Below are 26,314 nucleotides of genomic sequence, written 5' to 3'. Positions count from 1 at the left end.
TAGAAAAATACCTTATTGTAGCGTTCTAATAACTTTTTGAGGATGCCTAAGGAATACAAGATGAGTTAGATTTGTTATTCAAAATAATATCGACTTTTTACGATAATGAATGAATTGGCAGGTTTATGGGAATTTCAAAGCACTTAGATTTTGATGATGAGATAGAAACAATAGGTAAAATCTGTAAAGCACTAGGGCATCCTATACGAATTCAGATTATGACACTTTTATGGAAAAGGGATAGCAGGACGTGTGGAGAAATTGTTGATCTAATTCCGTTAGCACAGTCCACCATATCCAAACATTTGTTGGAGTTGAAAAAAGCCAATTTAGTAAACATCAAAAATGAAGGTAAAAAGAGTATTTATTCTGTTGAAAGGAATAATATTCAGATACTTAAAAAATACTTTAGCAGTTATCTTTCAACCATAGAGATGCCTGAACTAAAAAAATCAACAGTTCTTAGAACTCATAATGTGGTTGGGAAAAAACATCATTTGAAACAGTACAATTATCAATTTTCTCATAAAAAACAAGAAAAAAGAGTTGTCGAGGATTAATCAAAAAAGATGTTTTTATAGAGGTTAAAATTTTATATGGAACTATAACAAAACTTTATACTTCAAATTAACTAGTTGCCAGTAAACTTTGTAACTTTGCAGTTCAAAAGTAAAATTTAAAAGACAAGAATATGTATCCACTAGACATGGTAAAACCAATGGAAGCTGAATTAACAGCTGTAGGTTTTCAAGATTTACATAGTGCTGAAGCTGTTGAGAATGCTATCAAAGCTGAAGGTACCACTTTAGTTGTTGTAAACTCTGTTTGCGGTTGTGCTGCTAGAAATGCACGTCCAGGAGCAAAAATGAGTTTAGAGGGAGCTAAAAAACCAGATCACCTTATTACAGTTTTCGCTGGTGTTGACAAAGAAGCGGTTGATGCTGCAAGACAACATATGTTTCCTTTTCCTCCATCATCGCCATCTATGGCTTTGTTCAAAAACGGAGAATTAGTTCACATGTTAGAGCGTCACCACATCGAAGGCCGTCCAGCTGAATTAATCGCTGAGAATTTGCAAGATGCTTTTAACGAGTTTTGTTAATTCGTTAGGTACAAAGTAGCAAAGGTACAGAGGTACAAAGATTAAAAAAGGTCTGTTTCAATTTTGAAACAGACCTTTTTTATTTTTATATGTTCCGTAGGAACATCTCGTCGGTAGAAAAAAAATGTATTGTTGTTATGTTTTACGTTCCGTAGGAACGTTTGATTTTGGTATTGTTTTTTTAATCCTGATCACATCAAACGTTCCTACGGAACGCAAATATGGGCGATTACAATTTTTTTTTCTACCGATGAAACATTCCTACGGAATGATAACTCAATGTAAAAAACTTAGCATCTTAGCGCCTTAGAACCTTAGCAACTCAAAAGAACTAATTCCACCCTCCGCCAAGCGCTTTATAAAGCTGAACCATAGAACTCAATTGTTTTTGGGTCAACTGTGAAAGGCTTAATTGTGCTTCAAACAAAGATCTCTGTGCATCTAAAACTTCTAGGTAAGAAACATAACCGTTATAATATCTCGCATTAGATAAATCATAGTTTTTTTGAGCAGCAATAACTTGTCGATTTCGGGCTGTCCATTCTTCTTTAAACATGGCTACATTTTGAAGTGAGTTTTCTACTTCGGAAATCGCGGTTAAATAGGTTTTTTGGAAATTGAATTTCATTTCTTCAGCAATTTGTCTATTCACTTCAACACGTCGTTTGTTTTTTCCGAAGTTGAAGATTGGGCCTGCAATTCCTGCACCAACATTTTGTGTATAAGAACCGTCGTTAAATAAATCTCCAACCGTAATACTCGCAAAACCGGCAAGTGCTCCAATGTTAAATGAAGGATAACGTAATGTCTGAGCAACACCAATTCTTTCAAAAGCGGCTTTGTACAAATATTCCTGACGTTTTACATCTGGCCTGTTTTGTAATAAAGAAGATGGAACTGAAGTTGGAAATTCAGTCAGAATTAATAATTCGCTGTTGGTTTTTCCTCTCTGAATTGGTTGGGGAACTTGTCCAACTAGAATTGAAATAGAATTTTCTAAAGCCGTAATCTGTCTTTTGATTAACGGAATATTGGCTTCGGCAATGGCAACTTGCTGTTCGATTTGCACTTTATCTAATTCTGCAACATAACCGCTTATGAAACGTTCATTGATGATGTCGTACGCTTTTTGTCTGGTTTCTAAAGTGTGAATGGTAATTTCTAATTGATTATCAAAGTCACGCAGTTCAAAATAAGAAATGGCAATTGCACTTACGATATTAGATAATACTACTTTTCGAGCTTCTTCAGAGGCTAAAAGTTCATTTTGTAAAGCTTTAGTCTGATGACGGTATTTTCCCCAGAAATCCAATTCCCAAGACATATTGGCAAATACAGAAGAAGGTTGCATAAAGGTTTCTGCACTATTGACCTGACCTGTATATTGAAAAGAAGGATATAAATCGGCTTTTGCCATTCCGAGATTGGCTTGTACTTGTTCTAAACGAGCAATGGCAATTTTTAGATCGTAATTGTTCTGAATTCCTTTTTCGATTAAACCAATTAAAACATTGTCATTAAAAATAGTCGACCATTTTATAGTTGTAACCGATTTTGTGCTATCGGCAGGTTGATTACTATAACGGAAAGAATCTGTCTGAGGCTGTTCTGGTTTGGCATACTTTGGCCCAACCATACATCCGTAAGGGAAAACAGCTATCAAAAATATCGCTAGAAGTATTTTTAGAGTTTTCATTGTTCATCCTTTTTAGGTTCATCGGTTTCATCGGTTTTTTTCTTTCCGAAGGTTTCAATAAAAACAAACAACACAGGAATCAAGCAAACTCCTAGAATAGTGGCAACGAGCATACCGCTAAAAACAGTCATTCCCATAACTTTTCTAGCCTGAGCTCCAGCTCCCGTTGCAGTTAAAAGCGGAACAACTCCTAAAATAAAAGCGAAGGCCGTCATTAAAATAGGGCGGAAGCGCAGTTTTGCAGCGTATAAAGCAGCTTCTTTGGCAGGCATTCCTTTTTCATATTCTTCCTTGGCAAATTCTACAATCAGAATTGCATTTTTAGCGGCAAGACCAATTAACATGACCAAACCAATTTGGGCAAAAACGTTATTCACATAATCGGGACTTAATAATCGGCAGATGTATAAGCCGAGAAAAGCGCCGAAAACAGCAAAAGGAGTTCCGAGTAAAACACTGAAAGGCAATTTCCAGCTTTCGTATTGGGCAGCGAGAATTAAGAACACAAAAAGCAACGCCATGATAAAAACCGTATTTCCTTTTCCTTCGGCTTGTTTTTCCTGATAACTCATATTCGCCCATTCGTAACCCATTCCTGCGGGAAGTACTTTGCTTGCCGTTTCCTGTAAAGCATTCATGGCTTGCGCCGAAGTAAATCCTGGCGCTGGTGTTCCTCCAATTTCGGCAGCTCGATACAAATTGAAACGGGTTGTGAACTCTGGGCCGCTTACTTTTCGAATTGTGGCAATACTCGAAATCGGAATCATTTTGTTGTCTTTGCTCCGAACAAATATCTTATTAATGTCTTCGGGATTTACGGTGTAACTTGGATCTGCCTGAAGCAGTACAATATATTGTCGTCCAAATTTATTGAATTCATTAATGTATTGCCCTCCTAAACTGGCACCAATAGCGATATTCACATCCGATAAAGAAAGATTGAGTTCGGTTACTTTTTCTCGATCGATGTCCAGACTAATCTGAGGCACATTCGGGTTAAAAGTCGTTCGAATTGTTCCAATTTCGGGTCTCTTTTTGGCTTCGGCCATAAATTGCTGTGCATTTTCAAAAAGATATTGCGGTGTATTTCCTTCCCGATCCTGAAGCATCATGGAGAATCCGGCCGCATTTCCAATTCCGGTAATCGGCGGAGGGCCAAAGGCAAAAACGGTTGCTTCGGGAATTCCGAAAACTACTTTTCCGTTGACTTCTTTTAGGATTTGGAAAACGTCTTGTTCGCGTTCTTTCCATTCCTTTAAAGCGACAAAGAAAAATCCGTTATTGGTTGCCACCGAGTTTTTGATTAAACTAAATCCAGCCACCGAAGTATAATATTCAACTCCCTTATTTTGAGAAAGAATATGCTCTACTTTCTGAATTACTTTTCCTGTTCGTTCTAATGAAGAAGCGCCGGGAAGCTCAATGTTCACAAACATATATCCCTGATCTTCCTCGGGTACAAAACCGCCCGGAATTCTTCCTCCAAGCAGAATAATTGCCCCAACAACTATTCCAATGAAAATTAAGCTTCGGGCAGTTTTTTTAATTAAAAAACCAGAAAATCCGGTGTATCTATTTGTGAAAGCGCCAAATTTTTTATTGAACCATTCAAAGAATTTTCCAAGCCAGCCTTTTGCTTCCTGATTGGGTTTTAGTAAAAGAGAACATAAAGCCGGACTTAAAGTTAATGCACTTAAGGCAGAGAAAATCACTGATATAGCAATTGTAATGGCAAACTGCTGATATAATCTTCCTGTAATACCAGGTGTTAAAGCGACGGGAATAAACACAGCGGTCAATACAATCGCAATCGCAATTACAGGCCCCGAAACTTCTTTCATAGCCTGATTGGTAGCTTCCCGCGGAGACATTCCCTGTTCGATATGATGCATTACGGCCTCAACCACCACAATGGCATCGTCGACGACAATTCCGATGGCCAATACTAATCCTAAAAGGGAAAGTACATTGATGGAAAATCCAAGTAACGGAAAAAGCATAAAAACCCCAATTAGCGAAACCGGAACGGTTAAAAGCGGAATTAAAGTCGCGCGCCAGTTTTGGAGAAAGATAAAAACTACGATGATTACCAGAATAATCGCTTCGACCAAAGTGTGCATGATTTCGTTGATTCCTTCAGAAATGGCGAGAGTTGTATCTAATGAAACACGATATTTTAAATCCTGCGGAAATCTTTTGCTGAGTCTTTCGATCGTGTTTTTTACGTTTTCGGCCACTTCTAATGCATTGGAACCCGGCATTTGTTTGATTCCGATAGTTCCTGCTGGATTTCCATTTAATTTTGCAATCGAAGCATAACTTTCTGTACCTAGAGTTACGGTTCCAATATCTTTCAAACGAACCTGCTGATTATTGATATTTGATTTTAAAATGATATTTTCAAAGTCTTCCGGATTGACCAAACGGTCTTTCAGCATTACGTTGTAAGTAAACTCATTGTTCTCGGTTGCCGGCGGAGCACCAAATTTTCCTCCGGGCGCAATGGCATTTTGATCTTGGATTGATCGAATAATATCGGGAACTGTCAAGTTGTATTTGGCCATGATATCGGGCTTGACCCAAATTCGCATCGCATAATTACTTCCTCCGTAAAGCGTAACTTCTCCAACTCCTTTAATACGTGCCAAAGCATCTACAATGTTGATATTGGCATAATTGGTCAGAAAGTTTCCGTCGAAGGTTTTGTTGGGAGAATACAAGGACAAAATCAGCATCGGCATTGAGAGTGACTTTTTCGTGGTAACTCCTGTTGTCTTAACGTCATTTGGAAGTTTGTTGGTCGCTTCGTTAACACGGTTTTGAGTAAGCATTGTAGCGTTATCCAAATCTGTTCCCATGTCAAACGTAATATTTAACGTCATACTCCCATCACCTGTATTGGTGGACTGCATGTACAGCATGTTTTCAACTCCGTTTACCTTTTGCTCGATAGGTGTGGCAACGGCCTGCTCCACATTTAAGGCATTTGCACCACGATAACTCGTTGAAACTTGTACCAAAGGAGGTGCAATTTCTGGATATTGGGCAATAGGAGTCGAAAGGACAGAAAGACCTCCAATTAAAACAATGAAAATGGAGAGAACAATAGCAACGATTGGTCTGCGTACAAAGAAATTATCCATAATCTAGTTGTTTAGAGATGATGCAATCTGCTTTTTATCTTTGTCGGCTACATAAGGAACTGGAACAACAGTTGATCCGGGCTGAATAAACTGATTGCCAATAATAGCGACTTTTTCGTCGGGTTTTAAACCTTTGGTAATAATCCAGTCGACACCAATTTTTTGTCCGACTTCCACCATTCGGGTTTGAATAGTATTTTTAGCATCGATAATAGAAACCTGAAAAAGCCCCTGAATTTCGGTTACGGCTTTTTGAGGAATAACGATAGCATCTTTTTGAGTTCGCAGTAAAACACGAACTTTTGCGAATTGTCCAGAACGTAAAGTACCGTCTGGGTTTGGAAACTGGGCTTCGATAGTTACAGTTCCGGTTGTTGGGTCTATTTTGGTATCGGAGAAATTGAGGCTTCCTTTTTCAGAATGGGTACTTCCGTCAGAAAGTATTAAAGCAAGATCAGTAATACGTTCTCCGGCTTTGACCTGCTTTTGATATCGTAAATAATCAGATTCGCTGACTGTAAATTGCACTCTGACTTTTTCTAGTTTGGAAACGGTATTGAGTTTTGCATCATTTCCTATTCGGGTAATATAATCGCCTAAACGGGCATTCGAAAGTCCGATTACACCATCAATAGGAGATCGAATATCGCAGTAGCTTCGTTCAATCTGCTGATTTCTTAAACTGGCTTGAACACTGTTTAAGTTTGATCGCGCCGCTTTGTCTTTGGCTACAGCCGCATCTAACTCACGTTTACTGACTGCATTCATATCAGCAAGAGGACGAATTCTCTTTAATTCTTCTTCGGCATTTACCAAATTACTTTGAGCGCCCGCAACTTGTCCGCGAACCTGCTCTACTTTGGTATCATATTCTAACGGGTCGATGGTATATAAAAGCTGGCCTTTTTTGACTCTCTGACCTTCTTTGAAATGAATGCCTGTTAAAATACCATCGACTCTTGCGATTAATTCAATGTCTAAATCTCCAAAAGTCTGTCCCGCAAAATCTTTGTAAATGGGGACATCTTCACTTTTGACCGTAACAAAAGGAGCCTGCATCGGCGGTGGTGTCTTGGGTTGTTCTTTTTTGCAGGAAGTAAATAAAGTTAAAAGAAAGAAGAGGGGAAGAATTGGTTTTGGTAGTTTTAAAGCATTCATAATCATAAATGTTAAAATTGTACCACATAAATGTACATAAATTTTATAAGGTATTGATAAACAGTGTTTATTTTTTGTTAGTGCAATTTTGTTGCAATTAAGAAATCTAACCTCTAACTTGAGTTTAAATGAACTTTATCGCTTATATCGTTATAAAAATCAAGCCTTTTATTGTTTTTGAAATTGAAAAGAAAGATTTACCTTTGCACCCGAATTTATTCCATTTATAGATTCGTATTTTATTTATTCTTAACTTAAAACTGTTTATAGCATGCAACTGTATAACACTTTGAGCGCAGAAGAAAGAGCCATCATGATCGATGATGCCGGTAAACAACGACTTACGTTGTCTTTCTATGCGTATGCCAAAATTCAAGATCCACAAAAATTTCGTAACGATTTATTCATTGCCTGGAATGCACTAGATGCACTAGGAAGAATTTATGTTGCCCATGAAGGAATTAATGCTCAGATGAGTGTTCCTGCCGAAAATTTTGAAGCTTTTAGAGAAACTCTTGAAGCTTATGATTTCATGAAAGACATACGATTGAATGTTGCCGTAGAACAAGACGATCATTCCTTTTTAAAATTGACTATCAAAGTGCGTCACAAAATTGTTGCTGACGGTTTAAATGACGAAACTTTTGATGTTACTAATATTGGCGTTCACTTGAAAGCCAAAGAATTCAACGAAATTCTTGATGATCCAAACACTATTGTAGTTGATTTTAGAAATCACTACGAAAGTGAAGTGGGACATTTTAAAGGTGCGATTACTCCGGATGTGGAAACTTTTAGAGAGAGTTTACCAATCATCAACGAACAGCTTAAAGATCATAAAGACGATAAAAATCTGGTAATGTATTGTACTGGAGGAATTCGTTGTGAAAAGGCGAGTGCTTATTTTAAACATCAAGGTTTTAAAAACGTTTATCAATTGGAAGGCGGGATTATCAATTACGCTAAACAACTGAAAGAAGAAGGTTTAGAGAGTAAATTTATTGGAAAAAACTTCGTATTTGATAATCGTCTAGGCGAAAGAATTACTGATGATATTATTTCGCAATGCCACCAGTGCGGAAAACCTTGCGATAATCACACGAATTGCGAAAATGATGGCTGTCATTTATTGTTTATTCAGTGTGATGATTGTAAAGCTGCAATGGAAAACTGCTGTTCTACAGAATGTCTAGAAATAATTCACATGCCTTTAGTAGATCAGGTTCGTTTAAGAACAGGTAAACAAGTTGGAAATAAAGTATTCAGAAAAGGAAAATCTGAAAACTTAAAATTCAAACATTCAGGAGAATTGCCAGAAACTGCATTGGCTACAGCACAAAAGCCGGCTGATATTCGTCAGAAAATAAAAGTAAAGAAAGTCCTTCTTGGAAAAGCGGAGCATTATTATGTAAAAGCTCAAGTAGGTCAGTTTACGATCGAAAACCAAGAGTTAAACAGCGGTGATAAAATCTTAATTTCCGGCCCAACTACGGGTGATCAGGAAATGGTTTTGAATAGAATCATTGTTAACGGAGCAGAAACTCAATCTGCTAAAATTGGTGATAAAGTTACTTTTGAGGTTCCATTCAGAATAAGATTGTCTGATAAAGTATATAAGATTTTAGAATAGTTTATCAATTGAGAATTAATCACGGAAAGTATATGTTTAGGATATTTTTAGTTTTATTTTTTACATGTTTTTCAGTAACAGCTCAACAGAATAAATTACCGATTCCGACAAAAGCTTTTATAGAGAAGCTTAAGAATAAAGATAATCCCGAAGAGGAATATTTTACAAAGTACCTCGGTAAAAAATCGGAGCGTATCTTGAAACGATTTAATGAATCAAAAGATTTTTGTGCTAAAGAATTTGAATTTAAAACAGGAATCAAACTGAAAAGTGATTCTTGTTCTGAAACTGGTTCAGATGTTGAAATCGTTTTTTCTAACTATGCTAAAAGTGAAGTAATTAAATTTGTTGAGTGGTTTTTCAAAACAAATGATAATATTTGGAATAAGTCAAAAACCAAATATCAGCGGAAAGAAGAGGGTGATGCTGGCTGTTATTTCGAAATCAGGGAATCTAAAAATAAAATAATTCTTAGTTATTACTGTGGTTGCTAAACCATTGGAACAATACTATCATCAAAAGTGATAAGTATAGACTTGTTTTTTGTAGGATTAGTTTTTCAAATTTGTAAATTAGCAAAAATTTTATGCTGATTTATTTATGTCACAATCGTTCACCAAATTATGGATTCATGCTATTTGGGCAACTAAAAATCGTCAGGAACTAATTGATTTTTCAATTGAGAAACAACTGTACGATTTCATTTGGCTAGAGTTAACTGAACTTGGATGTCCTGTTAGAATTATTAATGGAATGCCCGACCATGTGCATGTTTTATTTTTACAAAACCCGCAAAAAACAATCTCAGACATTGTAAAGCAAATTAAAGGAAGTTCTTCTCATTTTATGAATAGAGGAGAATTTATCCTTGAAAAATTTGCTTGGCAAACAGGCTATGCAGCCTTTTCCGTTAGTGAATCTCAGTTAGATGTTGTTTACAATTACATTAAAAATCAAAAGGAACATCATCTTATGAAAAATACGCAAGATGAATTTGATAGATTTGTAAAACTACATGGGCTGGGGGATAAATGATTGCTTGGCTTAACGATGTATTTTCGTGGTTACAACCGCATGGGCGCAATGAATGTCGACTACGAAACGTTTCCCCGTGGTTGAAACCAAGGGCTATATTTGACAAAGCATACGAAAGAAAAAGCATACGCAAAGAAAACATAGCCTGTGGTTTCAACCACAGAACACGAAGTATATCGACAACGATTGTGTATTTTGTAGGATTGAATCCTATACTTTTCCCGTGGTTTAAATCACGGTTTATATTTGAAAAACATACGCAAAGAAAACATAGCCTGCGGTTTCAACCGCATGGACACAAAGAATTTCCTCAACGATTATGCATTTTGTTGGATTGAATCCGATACGTTTCCCGTGGTTAAAACCACGGGCTATATTTGAAAAAACATGCGCAAAGAAAAACATAGCCTGCGGTTTCAACCGCAGGAACACAACGGATATCGACAACAATAATTAATACCACTACGAATAATTTTTAAAATATAAACTATGATATAAATCATAGGAATCTAATCTACACCCACATTATTTTTGTCAATTGTTAGATGACTGATTGAAAAATCATTTCATTGAAATAATAGAATCAAAAATGACAATTAACAATACAATTGAACTCATGTCTCCAGCGGGAGATTTTGAGTCGCTTCAGGCTGCCTTAGATAATGGCTGTAATTCCGTATATTTTGGAGTTGAACAGCTTAATATGCGTGCACGTTCGACAGTGAATTTTACGATTGACGATTTAAAAGAAATTGCCAGTCGATGCGGAGCCAAAAATGTTCGAAGCTATCTTACTTTAAACACCATTATTTACGATCATGATTTATCGGTTGTAAAAACATTATTGATCAAAGCCAAAGAAGCCAATATTACAGCCGTAATTGCTTCGGATCAAGCAGTAATTGCTATGGCAAGATCGATCGGAATGGAAGTTCATATTTCAACACAGTTGAATGTTACCAATATCGAAACCATTAAATTCTATAGCTTGTTTGCCGATACAATGGTTTTAAGCCGAGAATTAAGCTTACGCCAAGTAAAGAATATTACGGATCAAATTGAAAAAGAACAGATCAAAGGGCCAAACGGGAATTTAGTCGAAATCGAAATTTTTGGACATGGTGCTTTGTGTATGGCGGTTTCGGGGAAATGTTATTTGAGTTTACATTCGCATAATTCATCTGCGAATCGCGGCGCCTGCAAACAAAACTGCCGAAAAAAATATACCGTTATTGATCAGGAAACTGGTTTCGAAATCGAATTGGATAACGAATACATGATGTCGCCTAAAGATTTATGTACGCTGGATTTCTTAGATCAAGTTATTGATTCCGGAATTAAAGTTTTAAAAATCGAAGGAAGAGGCCGTGCGCCGGAATATGTAGCAACCGTAACCAAAAGCTATCGTGAAGCTATTGATGCGTATTACGATGGCACTTTCTCTAAAGAAAAAACGGCAATTTGGATGAAAGCTTTAGAAACCGTTTACAATCGAGGATTCTGGTCGGGATATTATCTAGGTCAGGAATTAGGAGAATGGAGTGATATTCCAGGATCTGCAGCAACTCAGAAGAAGGTTTATGTGGGTAAAGGAACACACTATTTCCCGAAAGCTGAGATTGGGCAGTTTAAGATTGAAGCTTATGATATTAAAATCGGAGATAAAATTTTAGTTACCGGGCCAAGTACAGGAGCTCAGGAAATGATTATTAATGAGATGTTTGTAAACGATGCAGCTGGAGAAAAAGCAACAAAAGGCGATGACTGCAGTTTCAAACTGCCATTCAGAATCAGAATGTCTGATAAACTGTATAAAATTGTTGAGGCGTAATGGTTATTGTAACTTTACAAAGAGATAAATGCATCGGCTGTAATTATTGTGTTGAAATGAATCCGGTTCATTTTCAAATGTCTAAAAAAGATGGGAAATCGGTTTTGATTCATTCTGTAAATGCAAAAGGATTTTTTACGCTGAAATCCCAAAATCATACGATTGTGGAAAGCTGTGAATTAGCAGCAAAAGCTTGTCCAGTGAAGATTATTACGGTTAAAGAGACTTAGGAATATTTGAATCACATAAAAAAAAGAGTCGCAATTTTGCGACTCTTTTTGGTTAAAATACTTTGTAAGAATTTATTACGATGATAATGTTTATGCTTCTTCGATTTTTACTGTTTCAATATTCTCTTCAATTTCAACCCATTCTGGAGATTCCCAAAATATGGCAATATGAAGATTATATATTCCAATTGCCCCATAAGAAAAGACGCAGAAATAATAGAAACCACTTGGGATTTCCTGATAGAAAAAGAATAAAGTTCCTAGAGCTAATACGGCAAAACCTATCCAAACACCTTTTCTAAAATAGATTATAGAAATATACAATGCAATAACTATCCCAGTTAAGCAAATTAAGTCCTGACGGTTTAAGCCAAGTCCTATAAATTTGTAAAATGCATAAACGCTTATTATAAACAAAAGAAATGCCTGGAAGTATAATTTTCTTTGATTTTCATCTTGTTCTATTTCTAAATATTCTGCATGGGTCAATGGAGTATTTTTGCGAAAAAAGAATAATAACGGAATTAAATTAATTACAGGTATAAAGCTCGCCAGGTAAATCCAAAAAGGTCTTCTGCGTAAAGCGCCCAACTGCAAAAGCAGTAATTGGGAGAATAATAAATAGACAAATGCAATTTGAAAAACGACGCGAATAACGGTATAGATGTCATAGTAAGTTCTCGAAATACTTGGTGCCAAAGAACTGAACCAATTCACAGAGAATTGTTCTGTAAAAACAAAATGAACAGCAAGGAATGAAGTAAACAGCAAGGAAAAATGTATCACGAATTTTTTATAGCTTAGAAAAGCAGTAACAGGCATTTTTATAAAACTCTTAAAAGAAAATCCCGCTTCTAATAAAAGCATAAAGTAGAAAAAAGAGAGTATCGTAAATAATTTTGAAAATATTATCTCATAAGACGAAACAGAGCCGTAAAAATCACGGAAAGTTAATATAGAAATTATTTTTTGATATAAAGCATCTAGATTTATAGAAGTAAACATTCCTATTAAATAGCCTAAAAAATTGATTTTTTTCCCGTAAAGTATTTTTCCTCTTAGCGCACCATATAGTGCGTAAGGGTACAAATAACCTAGAGTAAAATAAATTATATAAAAAGAACTCTTATCATAAGATTCATGAAGGTCTGAAAAAGTAGAAATGATGTCTGATAGTATTGCTGGCAGGCATAACAAAATAAAGTATTTTATTTTATCGAATTTCTTCTCATTAACAGCTTCCCAGCAAAGTGCTATTATTATGATTAGGGCATTGATTATTGTATTCAAAATATTCGCCCACAAAGGTAAATTTTGAGGCCCTCGAAAAGAGATTAACATACCTGATAATCCAGCTCCTCCAGCACTGGAAACGGAAAAAGTATTTATGATAAGTTGTTTAATAACAAAAAGCAGGGCAATAATTGCCAGAGGAAAAGTGATCGCCTTAAACTTTGAAAAATTAAAGTGATAAAAATAGTTTGTTTCCTCTTTTGGTTGGTCAAGTACATTTTCGGTGTTCATTTTGGTTAGTTTTGGGTTTATTTAAAATGGGATATTATGTTCTTTTTTATATGTTTAGCGTAAGTAAACATAACAAATATTAGTTCTTGTTTTAAAAACCAATTACTCTTTTATAACATTACTAAATTTGTTTTTAACCAATGCTTCTAAACTTCCAGTTTTAGTCATTCCCTGCCAGTCGGAAATTTTTCCGTTGACATTAATTTTAATGCCGACTCCATTTGTCGTTTCATAAACGAGATATTTTATACTGCCACTGTTAAACTCAAGTTCATAACTTGAATTTTGTTTTCTGAATTTGAAAGTAGCTTTATTGGCTTTTTCAGGACTGAATGGATGAGCAAAAGAAATAAATTTATACTCGTCGTTTTGTTGAAAAGCATAATATAAGATCGTATCTATTTTAAACAACAATATACGCCCTTTGCCATTTTTGGTATCAAAAGCAAGTATTTTGTCCGGATCTAAATTTGGTTCGTAAATAGATAAAGAATTGAAAGAAACCCATTTGTTGTTTTCTAATTTCTTACCTGTTATTTTAGAGAAAGGCCCTTGGGCAAATCCATCTTCATCAAAGCTGGAAATCATTTTAGCCTCTTTACCCGAGACGCTGTAATGCTCACAACCATGACAAGCTGCACCGCAGGTACTCGATGTAATAATACGTTTGTTTTTTGCATCGATATCAAACGAACCGCCACGCATACAATTAGCATCATTATAAACATCGCTAATACTTTGACTAATTGTAAATGTGTTTTCGGTATTAATAAAAATATGAGATGATGCCCTTGGATAATAACAGCCATCATCATCATTAATTTGTGTTTCATGAATAATAATATCAGGTTTGCCATCAAAATTTACATCGCCTAGAATTTGAATATTCTTGTCAGAAAGACTTTTGAAAGTTACTTCTTTGGCAGTTTTGATTGTTTGTGGTTTCGCCAATTCCTTCGCACCAAACTCTAAAACCATTTTTGTGCTCTTATCTTCGGTAAGTTTGTAATATTCTTTTATTTGGGAGCCAGCTTTTTGCTGAATAAAATACAAAGTATAACCTTTCATGAAATCATGAATGAGATAAGCTTTTTGAGCACTCGCAGTTGCTATTGAAAAGAGCAGGAAGAACGAAATGGTTTTTAGTTTCATCGGTTTAATATTTATTGATTGCCTAAAGAAGTTGGTTGAAATGATCTTTGGTAGGTTAAAACCGTTTTTGTATCCCAGGAAATTATAAGTACATCATCTTTAGGTTTTTTCATTATTCCGATGTGTACTTTTTCTGGAGTATATACCAAAACGGTGTCGTTTTTGAATTCGCAATTATATACATCGCCGGTTTTGTCATTGCTGAAATATCTCGAATTGAATTCTATTTTGTTGAAAGTTCCATTTGTTTTAGATTCCCATTTTCCATAACAATCAGATAGGATAAAAGGTGTTTTAACTTCTCCAAATATTAAATTCAAACTATTTTCTCGGGAAAACTCATCTAATTTTACAGCTGAGTTTTGGTTTACTTTTTCAAAGAATGTCTTTTTGTTATAGGTTTTAATGATTTTCTGATTAGTGTCGAGCACCGAAATTTTGAAATTTTCAGGAAAACCAACCAAACGGTCAAATTGCCATAACGGTATTCCAACCAATTTGGATTCATGTACATTAAGAACAAATGGATTGATAAGGCTTATTTTTTTTCGGTTGCTCCAATTTTCATTTGTGTTTTTTACAATTTCAATAGAATCGGAAGGTTGGAAACCAGGAGATATTTTTCTTTCATGCCTTTCTTCTAAAATTTTCCGAACATTGTTTATACCATCTAAAATCTGTTGTTTTTTATAAAATGCTATCTCTTTTTCAGAATATTTAAAATCAATTTGGACAATTATTTTTTTGTTGGTTTCGTTGCTTAATTTCAAAACCAAAAATTCGCACTCAATACTTGTGCAAGGTTCCCTTTTTTGTGTAGTTGCAACAAATGAAAAACAAGAAAACAGTAAAATCAACTGTAAAAAAAAGGGATGTAGTTTTAAAACATAAGACTCTTTTTTTACTATTTGAAATGAAATGAAAACACTTATGAGCGCCATATTATCTGAGAAATCGACTATTCTTGATGCTCCAATAAAATGTACAAATGTTTCTGAAAAGGGACTTTTCCAAAAGACAAAAAACAGGAAAGTACCCAAGTGAATTTCTTTAATTCTTTTTGGAAAAATAACGCTCCAAAAGAAAGGAAAAGCAAATAAACCCGCAAAATCAGACAGTTTCCCTGTAATGAAATTATGAAAAATGTTTTTAAAGAACCAATCGTTAAGAATAAGAATAATCAAAGAAATAATAAAAACAGGTTGTCCTAGTCTGGTTAAGTTTCTAGTCATTTAATTCTGATTTTGAGGTAAAATATTCAATTTTAATGCCTTATTTGCAGATTTTGTCAAATTTTAAAAGCAAATCCTTGTTGAAATCAATTGCAATTAAACTATCATTAGCGGTGTTATATTCAAAAAGTTCTCTTTTAGAAGGATCAAATACATAACGAGCAATTGTAGGCATTCGATCCGGATAAGTTTCATGAAGATTTAAATCATACGTTTCAGAATAGCTCCATGACTTGTCGATTTTAGGATTCGGACTTCCTTCTACAGTAATTCCAATAGAAGTCCCGCCGTTTTTTACAACGGCTTCATACAAGCCTTTTGTTTCTTCGACATAGGAAGGAGAGGTTGTCAAGATTTCTAAAACCACATCAACGCAAGTTATCGAATCGGAAGTTTTTTTTGTTTGTTCTGATTTTGAACTGTCCTTTACAGTAATTTCTTTATTAACAACAGGTTCTGTAACTTTTGCTTTTTCGTTTTTATTACAGGAAAAGAGAGTAATAATTAAGACTAAAAGAGGTAATTTGTTTTTCATTTTGAAGCTTTGGTTGGTATTAATCTCCTGATACATCTAATTCATCGAAATCGCTGATATCAGATAATCTAAGAAGTTTATTTTGAGGAAGTTTAGTTTCGGTTTTTTCGAAAATTTCATCGCCGTCGTAAGTGTTTTCGTTAACGTTCTGATTGACAATCTTTTTTCGGGTCAGGAAATTGATGCTGGTTTCGGTTAGAGTAACTGGCCCGTGGTTACTGCTGGCATCATAACCTATCAGTTCAAAATCATTGTTTTGATATCTAAAAGTATATTCCCAATAGCCGTATCTGCCGTGTCGGTAGGCAATATATAGTTTCCCGTTTTTTATTTCGAGGTCAAGTTCTGGGGCATAATAAACGCCTCCTTCTTCATTTTCAGACGAAAAACAATCGTAGTTTTTAACCGCCAGTTCGTAACCGTTATTTTTGTTTAATAAGGCTATAATTCCTCTTCGATTTCGGTCTAATTGACCTCGGTATTCATCTTGAACTACTTTGCTTTTATCTGTTCCTTTGATAATTAAAATATAATCTTCTAATCCGTCTTTATTAAAATCGCCGGTGATGGTATCAAAAGGAACATAACCTTTCGGAATGAAGTCTTCGGGTTTTTTCTTTATTTCTGCTTGAACTGTATCTCCTTCAAAGACTTCTTCGACGGTTGGCATTTCTGAAACCTGTACAGATCCGGTTTTCTCTTTGGTTTTATTACAGCTCGCAATTCCAAGCAGTAAAATAATTGTAAATACATTATTAAATAACTTATTCATAAACAAATAGTATTTTGGCGGTTAGTTTTTTGAACTGGTTTTAGAGATTAATTTCCATTTTCCGTTTTTTCCAACATACTCATAATCATACATTCGTTTCCCGGTTCGATCCTGAAAATGTTTTTTTAACGGAATTACAGTAAGATCATCCTGTAATCTATAACTGCTTTCTTCTGATGTTCCAAAGACACTGCCATACAGTTCTGTATTTATAGTGTTCGTTTTTTTGTCAAATCTAGGTCTATCCCAAATATCTGTTTTGTCTGCAGTATTGTAAAGCCTTACTAGTTTTTGCTGTTTTTGGTCATTAATAAAAATAACCGTCCATTCATTTCCATTTACATTAGAATGTACCCAGCAAACTAAATCGTCATCACCATCATAATCAAAATCCATTATTTTAAAATTCGAGAATATTAAGTTATCATCTACAAGCCACATAAAAGGTTGATAATCTAGATTCTCCTGAAATTTAAGTTCATTGTTTTTAAATTGATGCAGGGATGCTATTGAATCATTTTCAAGAAAAAAAACATATTTTAAAGGAATTTTTCCTTTTAGTTCAAACTCACATTTGGGTTTTTCTTTAGTAAAATCAATATCACGAATGTCCGAAACATTGACGGAGGAATTAATTTCAAATGTAATTCTCGGAATTGAATCTATTTCTATTTGAGTTTCTGTTTGTGAAAAGACAAAATTGCCAATAAGAAGAAAAAGTAAAAATGAATATTTCATTTTGGTCAATACTATTTTAGGTTTTCAAAAGGGGAATTTATAACACAAAATCCACATTTTTGTATCGTTCGTAATACAGGTTTTCTTCCGGGATTTCTCCGTTTGCCATTCTTTCTGTTATTTCCCTTTGAATTTGAATTTCTTCTTCAAGCAGTCTATTCCAATATTCGGGTTTGTCTGAGAAATTTTCATAGTAATCTAAGATATCAATTATTAATAGAAAATTAGAAATAACATTTTGCGGTTTTTCCAGACTATAAATGCAATTTTCAAGTCCGCTCAGGATGTTGACTTCCATAGGTTCCAACTCGGCAAAATCATCAGCATATTCATTTGTTTCGGCATCATATTTTTCCAAAGCTTCTTTAATATACCAAGTGGTATTATTTTCTAAGTCTTTAATAAACTGGTCTTTAGTTGTTTTTATACCCAAACGATTTTCCAGACATTCTGTTACATCAGGTAGCAGGAAATAGAATTGGGCAAAGGCAAAGGCGATTCTTTTGTTCTGAAGCGGATACAGTTCTTTTAGATTATTTTCTAAAAGCGCTGTATGTTTCGAGATTATGGATACAATATCAAACATCATTTAGTGGTTTTAAGATTATTTTCTAACGAACTTTTTTGTCACTTTCTGATAAAACATCAAAACGATAACTGCCAATATAAAAGCAACGGCAATATCAAGGACTAAATTCAGAAAAACAAAATTCGTCATTTCTGATGTTGGAGTGGGTGCAACCATTCCGCCATAAAGAACATAGAACGAAGCAGGAAAACCATACATGTCGTTTCCGTCGACCTTCATTTGCAGACTGGCAGTGGAGAAGGTGAGCACCGTAAAAATTAGGATTGTTAGCAGAAAAATTGTTATAAATTTCTTCATTGTTAGATTTTAAAAGAATTATTTATTTTTCCATTCATTCAGTATTGCCGTGAAATCTTCGAGCATCAGATCAAAATCGTAATCGAGTTTTTTCTTTTTCAGTTTGTCTGTAATGGTTTGTAATGCTGTTAATACATATTTGCTAAATAGCTCTTTTTGTGCAGACTGGCTTAATTCGCTAAACTCTTTTTCGAAATGAATTGTTATTTGTACTTTACCTGTATCAGTTCTGAATGGACCATATTCAAACCTGCTTCTAAGATAATATCCGTTTTGTTCAATTTCTTCTTTCGGGTACAGGGTATGCAAATCTTCCCATGCTTTTTGATTTGATATTTTTTTGTCACTTTCTATAATGATGTAATTCGTTTTACAATGGGCATTATCAAAAAAACTATGAGAATGATTTATAATAATACGGTTTACAGCGCTTCCGTATTTTTCGGGGCGCATGTCCTGATTTAGTGTCGGCTGTAAATCGGTAGTAATGCTTTCTAAAAAGGGTTTTGAGTTTTCGTAACAATTGCTAATTCCTTGCGCCAGCCAAACTGGATTTTTGGGTGCCCAATTTCTTTGACTTTCAATTTTTAAGTCCTGAATATCTTCTTTTGTTTCGTAGTCCCCAAGTATGGTTGATTTTTCATTTCTTTGGTCAGGGCTAAAATGATAAGAAGTTCTGCCTTGCTCCATTGTAAAACCCATTTTTCGTTTTGACCAAATGGCGTCTACAAATCGGCATTCTCCAAATTTGTTGCAGAAAAAAGTCATGGGGTTTCCGTTAAAGTACATTCCTCTCAATGCCTCCAGAGGTTCGTAATCTCCCCAGCCTATAATGGCAAGACATTCGCAAATTTTTACTGCTTTATTCCATTCGGTTACATTTTTGTAATGGGCATATTTCAAAAATTCTGTAAAAAGTGTTTCCCGAATCTTGTCTTTATCTTTTTGACCTTCTAAGAACTCTTTTAGTTTTTTCAGATCTTCTATTTTATATATTTCAGTCATTGGCTGTCGTTTTTCAAAGTCCTATTTTTGTTGCAGAACTCGTATTTTAGTCAATATGCTAAAGTAGTTAATCTCTTACTTGTTTTAATGTTTTTGTTTTTATTCTTTGAAAAATACTTTCTTAAGAAGCACACAAATTTCACAAACACAACAGAATACAAAGAACGAAACGCAATCTTAATAATTAGAGCTATAATCTTACTTGTTTATTTTAGTTTTGAAGAGGTATTTTTTAGGATTTGTCGTTTAAACAAAAAATTAATGAAAGTTATTTTTTAGCCATTTTGATTTTCTTGTATTTGTAGTATAATTCAGTACACTTTTCATTATAGCCAAAATAGGTTTCTTCGGAGAAATCTTCTAAACTGGTACTTTTGATTTTCATTTTTGTCTTAATGGTTGGTATTTTGATTAATTTCTCTTTCCTTTCATCATAATAGTTCCAATTTCCAATATAATCATCGGTCAATACGTTTATACTCGATTCTCCACTTCCTTCATTTACAACATTTCCAAAACTATAGAAGCTCATTCCAATTAATTGTATTTTTTTTGTTTTGGAATTATATCTAAATTGATTTTTATAGCCTGCACGCATCCAGTCATTGAAGAATATAAATCCATTTTTTGATTCTATAATTCCAGACATTTCATTTAAGATTTCAATTGGTTTGCTTGATATCGATTTATAATTCAATGTCGATAATTTACAAACAATTGTCGATTTTGCAGAGTCAATAAAAACAGTATCCTTTTTACCATCAAAATCTATATCTTTTATTAGCTTATTTTGTCCAAATGAATAATTTGTCAAGATTGTTAAGGTAAAAATTGCTGCGAATTTTTTCATATTATTTGTTTTGTGTTGCTTGCCAATTACTATCAAGGTTTCATGACTTTCAGTTTTTATAATTTAATTTTAACTATTTTGAAATCTCCATTTTCATCTTTGTTCCACTTATCTTGCCCTATCAAATAGTATTTTCCTTTTTCTTTAATGATATGGTTTTCAAAATCTTTGTCATCAGATATGAATGCATTTGTTTTTGCAATTTTCTTCCAGGCTCCTTTTTGAAAAGACCAAACTGAAATGTTATTCCACCAGCCTTCATTTGTCCTGGAAAAAATCAGAATTTCATTTGCGTTGTCATGATTGACATCTTCGGTTTTCATAACAACAAGCCCAACTAAACGTTGTTCAATACTTATTTTGGGAATATTTCTTTTAAATTGAATATCGATATAACAAATTTTCTCTCCACATTCAATTTCATTTGTTTCATCATTCCATTTATAATATACAAAGGCAGTGTCGCTGATTTTATCATTATCAATATCTCCAACAAAAAACTTTCGATCTTCTATTCCAATTTTCTCTTTAACAGGTTTTTCTGTTTTAGAATTGTTAGGAATGCTTTTTTTGGATTTAGTTTCGCAACTGTAAATAATTAAAAGCAAAATTAAAAATCTGATTTTCATAGGTATGTCTTTTATTTTTTCTTTCTCACTTTGTTGACACTTTACAAACACAGATTGCTTCGTCAGTTCGCTATCACTCGGGTGTAAATCTGCTATCGAAATAGGAATTATTTGTTTATTCTATAATCACTAAGCCAAGTTTTTAATTACAAACCAGATCCTAATACATAAATAAATAATCCCATTTTTATGACAAAAAGAATAAACATTATTAAAAAGTATATCCAAAATGTTTTTTTGTTATTATAGATTGCTATTAAAAAAGATATAGGCATTTGAATCATTTCAAAATACGGATCTAATAAATAGGTCAGATTAGACACGTCAGTTATAAAATAAATAGTTATGTTTTTTAAATCCAATACTATAGGAACTACAAATAATATGAATGTTACTATACTTATGAATAAATTTACTCTCCAAAATAATTTCATGCATTTTACTTTCAAAATTTATCAAAAATATCTTTTTGTTTTTCTCGCGCACTTTGTTTACGTTTTACGGGTACAGATTACTTCGTCAGTTCGCTATCGCTCGAGTGTAAATTTGCGTTATTGGAATTTACTAAAGGTTATTTGTTTGGCTGTGACTCTTTGTTCCCTGTAGAAAACAGTACTGCAATAAGCATATGTATTATTAGTAAAACTAAAAAAGGAATGCTAAGTTCCAGCCAGTATTCTATAAATGAATACTGCTGATAAGAATCAACAATAGGCACATTATTATAAGTACAATATACTACAGATAGTAAACAACAGGAAGAGAAAGGCACTGCAAAACGACAAAAGAGATTTGGCGCTATTATCCTGAGATGTTCCAGAAACAGAAGTAGACAGCAATAAATAAACGTACAGATAAAAGTAATTGGAATGCCTATAAGAACACCTATAGTATGATTAAAAGAATCGTTTTCCTGCGCATTGAAGATTATAAAAAAAAGTATGGTAACCAGAATAGAGCAAAAAACGATTTTTAGCATAGGGCGCTGTATTTTCATAAGATGTTATTTTTTTGGTTTGATAAAAAAACAGCCCGAACTTGCTAAAATGCAAAAATCAGGATATTCGGGATGGCGGTAATACACCAAATCTGATCGATCGCTCCAAACTTCCTCTTTTATTTTTAAAGTGTCGTTTTTTATTATAAGATTATAATAAGCATTTATCATCCATAAATTTTCACCATGTTTGCTTAGTTTGTGAGTATAGACAGGTGAATTTGTTACTTCTGTTTTTATTTGTTTTTCAGTTGCTGGTTCTAAATACAGATCATTTCCGTAAAGGGCGTGCCATTTTTTGTCTATTAAAAAAAGATTTTTGTCAATATTTAATGCAGGATTTCCACTGTCATGAACACTTACAGAACCTTTAAAACAATAAAGGGAGCTGGCTTTTTTACAGAGTTTGTCATATTCGCTTTTTATATGTTCGGGAGTCCATTTTAGGTCTGCATTCAACTCGATATATGTATTGCGTATTGTATCGTTATCAATGATCCAGGTAATATAATCTTCTCTTGAGAGTAAATATGATTTAAAGATTTTATAAGAATCATATCGTTTTGTAATCAAGCTGTCTGTTAGTTTTGCTTTATTGTTGAATTTGTAATACAATCGGTATTCGTCGTACTCACCGGAAAAACCTTTTTTATTTGATTCAAAAACTACAGATTCAGACAATGGAGAAAAATGAAAAGCATTAAGACTGACAGGGTAGCTCTGTAAACTAACAATTTCGTAATGAGCTGATTTTATGGTGTCTTCCAGACTTTTATAGGCTAAATACTTTTTGGGTAAATTGGGTTGTTCTATACTATTCCTAAAAAAATAACCATACATAATAAAACATATTGTTATGAATAAGGTAATGATTACAAAATAGGCATTTTTTTTATAAAGAGTCATAATTAGGGCTCATCGTGATTAATTATCAAATCTAATTTATATTCTTGATACATTTGATTTATTTGTAGATTTTTATTTACAAATAAGAGTTTATAGTTACTTTAAATAGCCCTGATAGCGCAGATTTCTCTATGCTATCAAATAGTTAGTACTCCCAATTTTTTACTGTTTCTAACAAATGTGACATGATTTTTTTCTTATCATATTCATCGAATTTATCAGAATCCAAATTGTTATTTAAAAAATAATCAATGGAATCGTATCCGTCTTTGCCAAAATTGTCTGTAGCTTTGTAAACAGCTTCATAAAATTCATAATAGTCTTTATAATCGAGTTTGTCTTTACTTAAGATGTTTTCTAATTTTTCAACAAAATAGTTTTTTACATTGTCTTTGTACTTGCTTTTTACAATGAGCAAAAGCTCTTCTTCTCCTTTTTCAAACTGAATTAATGCATTTTGGTATTGCTTTTCAGAATACTGGATAGTATCTTTTATAATCTCTTTTTCTTTATAATATTTCATAAAATCCTCATCTGGCATTAATCCGTTCTCTATAAACCAATCAAGACTTTTATCAAATCGTATTTTTAAATCTTTGATTTGTTCAATATTTTTAATGGATTGTATTTGCCTGATACAGTTAGCATATTCTTTGTCTTTAATATCATTTAAAAAAACAAGAGTTTGATACTCCTTTCCAATTTTCTGAATGAAGAAAATAGTATAGTAAACTTCATTCATAGAAAATCCTCTTGCGTTCTGCACACAACCTCCACCATTGGTAATAAGAGAAGAATAATAATCTTCTCCATCAGTATAATCTCGAACAGTAAGTTTTTTGGGTAGTGCCGAAAGCCTGTTTTTTAAAATCGTGTCTATTTTATTTATAATAATATAATGCTCTGTGGTATAATCATTTTTCGAGATAGTATCATATTTATAATTACTGCTTGCAAAAATGAAATCACTTTTAAGGATTGCTTTGCGAAGGTTTAATTTTTGAGCAGAAGCTGTAAAACTTAAACAGCTTATAGTTATAAAAAGAAATAATTTGTTTAGCATAACAATTATAATTTGGTTGAGCTTTTTTAAATAATTAGTTTATGAAAGAGAAGGCAGTAAGCATATTTTATTCAAAAAATTTTCTTTCATCACAATCTTTTATGGCAAATTTTCCGTTTTTATATTTTGCTTTTCCTGTTGTTGTTTTTCCTGTATCGGGATCGAAACATCTACCATAAGAGATGATTTTATTCTTGTAGTCAAAGGCAATTTCTCTTACTGGCAATGAAAGATGTCCAGGATTTGTGTTTGGGAGATCCTCTATTTCTGTGAAATTACAAATTGTTAAATCAAACCTGTTTTCAAAGGCTTTCTTCTTTTTGTATTTAATACCGCTTAGCTGATAGACATAAGCATAATTGCAGGAAAAGACAAGATCATCGCGTTGCTCAATAAGTAAAAATTCATTATTGTTTAAAGTATGAATCTGAGTAAAATACTCATGCCACTTATTGTCTTTTAGTACAATCTTGTAGCTTTTAATTTTATTATTTTCCTTAATAGCTTTGGTTATATAATTAAAATGATAAAACTGACTGGTATAAGTATAGAGAATGAAATTTTTGTCTTCTGATTTCTGAATTTTTAGGCAAAATGCACTTGTATCACATTTTTGCTGGAGTTCTTTTGCTGAAAATTGTGGCAATTTAGAATTGGTAATTAAAGTTTCAAATTCTTTTTCGAAATTCAGGCGTAAAATGCTGTCGTTTTCAGTTGAAGTTGTCGCTTTTTCTTCATATTCATTTACTATTTTTAAAAATTTCTTGTCATACGATTCTTGTGCAGACAAAGGAACTTTTGTGAAAACAGTACTTAATAAGTGTTTTTCATCCGGTTTTTCAAAGGTGCCATCCTCTTTCTGAATTGTTGGAATTGTTTTAAAGACCAACCTGCCGTTTTTTATCATCATTTCAACATAATCATTTTTATGAGTTTCAGCTGGAATTACCAATTTATTCCCATCAAAGGAAGCATGCAAAATAATAGGAGGAGCTTCGCCAGTTCCAATGTCTATGAAGGTGGCGTAGTCTTTACCTTTTTCGAATTTTATTTCGACTGTGTTGGTCTGATATTTCGTTACAATAATCCATTTTCCTTCAAAAAGGGTTTTGATGTTTTCGGGAATTGGTTTGGTTTGACCAAAAGAAAACCCGATTGAACAAAGCAATAAGAATATTGTAAAGAGTGATTTCATTATTCTAAGTTTTTGAGATTTAATGCTGTTATCATTTTTCTTTTCTGCGAACATACCGCTACACAAAAGGATTCGTGTAGTGGGGTTTATTAATTTTAGTTCTTTGATATTCATTAGTAAATTTCTATATTATAAAAATACTTAATCTGAAAGATTGTCGTTTACCTGTATTTTATCAAAAATTAAAAAACCTTTTCCCCGATACCCGATAGCGCGGATTTGCAATCCGTGTCCGTTCCAATTGGTTAATCTGGTTTAATTCTCATAGTTTTTTTTCTTCCTTTGTCGATGTGCATTACGGGCACGGATTACTTCGTCAGTTCGCTATCGCTCGGGTGCAAATCCGCACGATCGGGATGCTTTTTTTGTTAATCTAAATATTAGTCATTAAGTTTTTCAATTTTGTCTGCATAGTTTTTTATATAACCTCTGAACATTTCTGCACGAGTTCCCAAGTGGATAATTTTGTTTTTATATCTAACGATGTATTCAGGTGATTTTCCATTGCAAAATCCATTACCAGAGTTAAAGGCTTTTTGAATTTCGTATTCTGCTATTTTGGTTTCTTCTTCGTTTTTAAATTCATAAATCCACATTGTAAAATCAGGGTAATAGTTTTTTGGCTTTGCCTCCTGACGTTTGACATAATACTCTTTTATCCCATTTCCTTTAAATTTTAAGATTAGATTTTCTTTACAATTGGGATATGAATTTTCTTTAATAGTCTGAACTTCATCAATTTTAAATTTCTCTTTCTTAAAATCTGTATTGAGTTTTGAAATCAAGTCTTTGTCATCAATAGTAATATTGGTATTAATGATTTTTGTTACAGCATTTTCATCAGGATAATTCCAATGAAATTCTTCGCCTGAAGTGTCAGTCGATTTTTTGCTTTCTCCTTTTGGATTATTACAAGAAATAAAAAAAGACAAAGCAGCTGAGATAAATAATAGTTTTTTCATTTTTTTTGTAGTTCATTTATGATGTCTTATTTGTGCATAAAAC

General features: G+C 33.4%; 25 protein-coding genes. 7 read left to right on the top strand and 18 right to left on the bottom strand.

The window, feature by feature from the left end:
• Positions 1–125: 125 nt before the first annotated feature.
• Together P2W65_RS04820 and P2W65_RS04815 are read left to right on the top strand one after the other, a co-directional pair.
• Positions 126–560 carry an ArsR/SmtB family transcription factor gene (locus P2W65_RS04820; RefSeq protein ID WP_289663850.1) on the top strand — a complete coding sequence of 145 codons (435 nt, stop codon included), beginning with the start codon at positions 126–128 and terminating at the stop codon, positions 558–560.
• A 131-nt stretch (positions 561–691) separates the two neighbouring features.
• The gene (locus P2W65_RS04815) at positions 692–1,102 is read left to right on the top strand and encodes a BrxA/BrxB family bacilliredoxin (protein WP_289663848.1); all 411 of its coding nucleotides are present in this window, start codon (positions 692–694) and stop codon (positions 1,100–1,102) included.
• Positions 1,103–1,433: 331 nt separating this feature from the next.
• Here P2W65_RS04815 and P2W65_RS04810 read toward each other — a convergent pair whose 3' ends face one another.
• Genes P2W65_RS04810 through P2W65_RS04800 form a run of 3 tightly spaced genes read right to left on the bottom strand, consistent with a single transcriptional unit; the run spans position 1,434 to position 7,099 of the window.
• A complete protein-coding gene (locus P2W65_RS04810) occupies positions 1,434–2,798 on the bottom strand; it encodes an efflux transporter outer membrane subunit (RefSeq protein WP_289663846.1) in 1,365 nt (454 codons plus the stop codon).
• Complete coding sequence (locus P2W65_RS04805) at positions 2,795–5,941, bottom strand: efflux RND transporter permease subunit (RefSeq protein ID WP_289663845.1); 3,147 nt, start codon at positions 5,939–5,941, stop codon at positions 2,795–2,797. The genes P2W65_RS04810 and P2W65_RS04805 overlap by 4 nt, the downstream gene beginning before the upstream one ends.
• A gap of 3 nt (positions 5,942–5,944) precedes the next feature.
• The gene (locus P2W65_RS04800; protein WP_289663844.1) at positions 5,945–7,099 is read right to left on the bottom strand and encodes an efflux RND transporter periplasmic adaptor subunit; all 1,155 of its coding nucleotides are present in this window, start codon (positions 7,097–7,099) and stop codon (positions 5,945–5,947) included.
• Between the two features lie 271 nt (positions 7,100–7,370).
• On the opposite strand from P2W65_RS04800, the gene trhO reads away from it, so the two are divergent.
• The 5 genes from trhO to P2W65_RS04775 all read left to right on the top strand — a co-directional run bounded on the left by trhO (position 7,371) and on the right by P2W65_RS04775 (position 11,825).
• Positions 7,371–8,729 carry an oxygen-dependent tRNA uridine(34) hydroxylase TrhO gene (gene trhO / locus P2W65_RS04795; RefSeq protein WP_289663842.1) on the top strand — a complete coding sequence of 453 codons (1,359 nt, stop codon included), beginning with the start codon at positions 7,371–7,373 and terminating at the stop codon, positions 8,727–8,729.
• 32 nt (positions 8,730–8,761) lie between these two features.
• Positions 8,762–9,223 (top strand): hypothetical protein, encoded by a 462-nt coding sequence (locus P2W65_RS04790; protein ID WP_289663840.1) that lies wholly within the window; start codon positions 8,762–8,764, stop codon positions 9,221–9,223.
• 106 nt (positions 9,224–9,329) lie between these two features.
• Complete coding sequence (gene tnpA, locus P2W65_RS04785) at positions 9,330–9,764, top strand: IS200/IS605 family transposase (RefSeq protein ID WP_289663839.1); 435 nt, start codon at positions 9,330–9,332, stop codon at positions 9,762–9,764.
• Between the two features lie 589 nt (positions 9,765–10,353).
• Complete coding sequence (locus P2W65_RS04780) at positions 10,354–11,595, top strand: peptidase U32 family protein (protein ID WP_289663838.1); 1,242 nt, start codon at positions 10,354–10,356, stop codon at positions 11,593–11,595.
• Positions 11,595–11,825 carry a ferredoxin gene (locus P2W65_RS04775; protein ID WP_289663836.1) on the top strand — a complete coding sequence of 77 codons (231 nt, stop codon included), beginning with the start codon at positions 11,595–11,597 and terminating at the stop codon, positions 11,823–11,825. The genes P2W65_RS04780 and P2W65_RS04775 overlap by 1 nt, the downstream gene beginning before the upstream one ends.
• Before the next feature lie 90 nt (positions 11,826–11,915).
• On the opposite strand, the gene P2W65_RS04770 is transcribed toward P2W65_RS04775, so the two are convergent.
• The 15 genes from P2W65_RS04770 to P2W65_RS04700 form a co-directional block, all read right to left on the bottom strand.
• Positions 11,916–13,349 carry a hypothetical protein gene (locus P2W65_RS04770; RefSeq protein WP_289663835.1) on the bottom strand — a complete coding sequence of 478 codons (1,434 nt, stop codon included), beginning with the start codon at positions 13,347–13,349 and terminating at the stop codon, positions 11,916–11,918.
• Positions 13,350–13,451: 102 nt separating this feature from the next.
• Positions 13,452–14,501: an XAC2610-related protein gene (locus P2W65_RS04765; protein WP_289663834.1), complete on the bottom strand. Its 1,050-nt coding sequence runs from the start codon at positions 14,499–14,501 to the stop codon at positions 13,452–13,454.
• Positions 14,502–14,512: 11 nt separating this feature from the next.
• On the bottom strand, positions 14,513–15,733 hold the full coding sequence (locus P2W65_RS04760; protein WP_289663832.1) for a hypothetical protein: 1,221 nt from the start codon (positions 15,731–15,733) through the stop codon (positions 14,513–14,515).
• Between the two features lie 40 nt (positions 15,734–15,773).
• Positions 15,774–16,268 (bottom strand): hypothetical protein, encoded by a 495-nt coding sequence (locus tag P2W65_RS04755; protein WP_289663831.1) that lies wholly within the window; start codon positions 16,266–16,268, stop codon positions 15,774–15,776.
• Between the two features lie 19 nt (positions 16,269–16,287).
• The gene (locus P2W65_RS04750) at positions 16,288–17,040 is read right to left on the bottom strand and encodes a hypothetical protein (protein ID WP_289663830.1); all 753 of its coding nucleotides are present in this window, start codon (positions 17,038–17,040) and stop codon (positions 16,288–16,290) included.
• Positions 17,041–17,061: 21 nt separating this feature from the next.
• A complete protein-coding gene (locus tag P2W65_RS04745; RefSeq protein ID WP_289663829.1) occupies positions 17,062–17,778 on the bottom strand; it encodes a hypothetical protein in 717 nt (238 codons plus the stop codon).
• Between the two features lie 37 nt (positions 17,779–17,815).
• Positions 17,816–18,367, bottom strand: a complete 552-nt coding sequence (locus P2W65_RS04740; RefSeq protein WP_289663828.1) for a hypothetical protein — start codon at positions 18,365–18,367, stop codon at positions 17,816–17,818.
• A 15-nt stretch (positions 18,368–18,382) separates the two neighbouring features.
• Positions 18,383–18,664, bottom strand: coding sequence for a hypothetical protein (locus P2W65_RS04735; RefSeq protein WP_289663827.1), 282 nt, complete (start codon positions 18,662–18,664; stop codon positions 18,383–18,385).
• Between the two features lie 18 nt (positions 18,665–18,682).
• Positions 18,683–19,669, bottom strand: a complete 987-nt coding sequence (locus P2W65_RS04730) for a hypothetical protein (protein WP_289663826.1) — start codon at positions 19,667–19,669, stop codon at positions 18,683–18,685.
• Positions 19,670–19,937: 268 nt separating this feature from the next.
• Positions 19,938–20,519, bottom strand: a complete 582-nt coding sequence (locus P2W65_RS04725; protein ID WP_289663825.1) for a hypothetical protein — start codon at positions 20,517–20,519, stop codon at positions 19,938–19,940.
• A gap of 56 nt (positions 20,520–20,575) precedes the next feature.
• The gene (locus tag P2W65_RS04720) at positions 20,576–21,148 is read right to left on the bottom strand and encodes a hypothetical protein (protein ID WP_289663824.1); all 573 of its coding nucleotides are present in this window, start codon (positions 21,146–21,148) and stop codon (positions 20,576–20,578) included.
• A gap of 1,003 nt (positions 21,149–22,151) precedes the next feature.
• Positions 22,152–23,051 carry a hypothetical protein gene (locus tag P2W65_RS04715; protein WP_289663823.1) on the bottom strand — a complete coding sequence of 300 codons (900 nt, stop codon included), beginning with the start codon at positions 23,049–23,051 and terminating at the stop codon, positions 22,152–22,154.
• Between the two features lie 145 nt (positions 23,052–23,196).
• Positions 23,197–24,114 carry a hypothetical protein gene (locus P2W65_RS04710; protein ID WP_289663822.1) on the bottom strand — a complete coding sequence of 306 codons (918 nt, stop codon included), beginning with the start codon at positions 24,112–24,114 and terminating at the stop codon, positions 23,197–23,199.
• A gap of 67 nt (positions 24,115–24,181) precedes the next feature.
• Positions 24,182–25,309, bottom strand: coding sequence for a hypothetical protein (locus P2W65_RS04705; RefSeq protein WP_289663821.1), 1,128 nt, complete (start codon positions 25,307–25,309; stop codon positions 24,182–24,184).
• A 380-nt stretch (positions 25,310–25,689) separates the two neighbouring features.
• Positions 25,690–26,271 carry a hypothetical protein gene (locus P2W65_RS04700; RefSeq protein ID WP_289663820.1) on the bottom strand — a complete coding sequence of 194 codons (582 nt, stop codon included), beginning with the start codon at positions 26,269–26,271 and terminating at the stop codon, positions 25,690–25,692.
• Between the last annotated feature and the right edge of the window lie 43 nt (positions 26,272–26,314).

Source organism: Flavobacterium panacagri, from assembly GCF_030378165.1.
GTDB lineage: Bacteria > Bacteroidota > Bacteroidia > Flavobacteriales > Flavobacteriaceae > Flavobacterium > Flavobacterium panacagri.
Note: the sequence above shows the minus strand (reverse complement) of the source record. Positions and strands in the feature narration are given on the sequence as shown.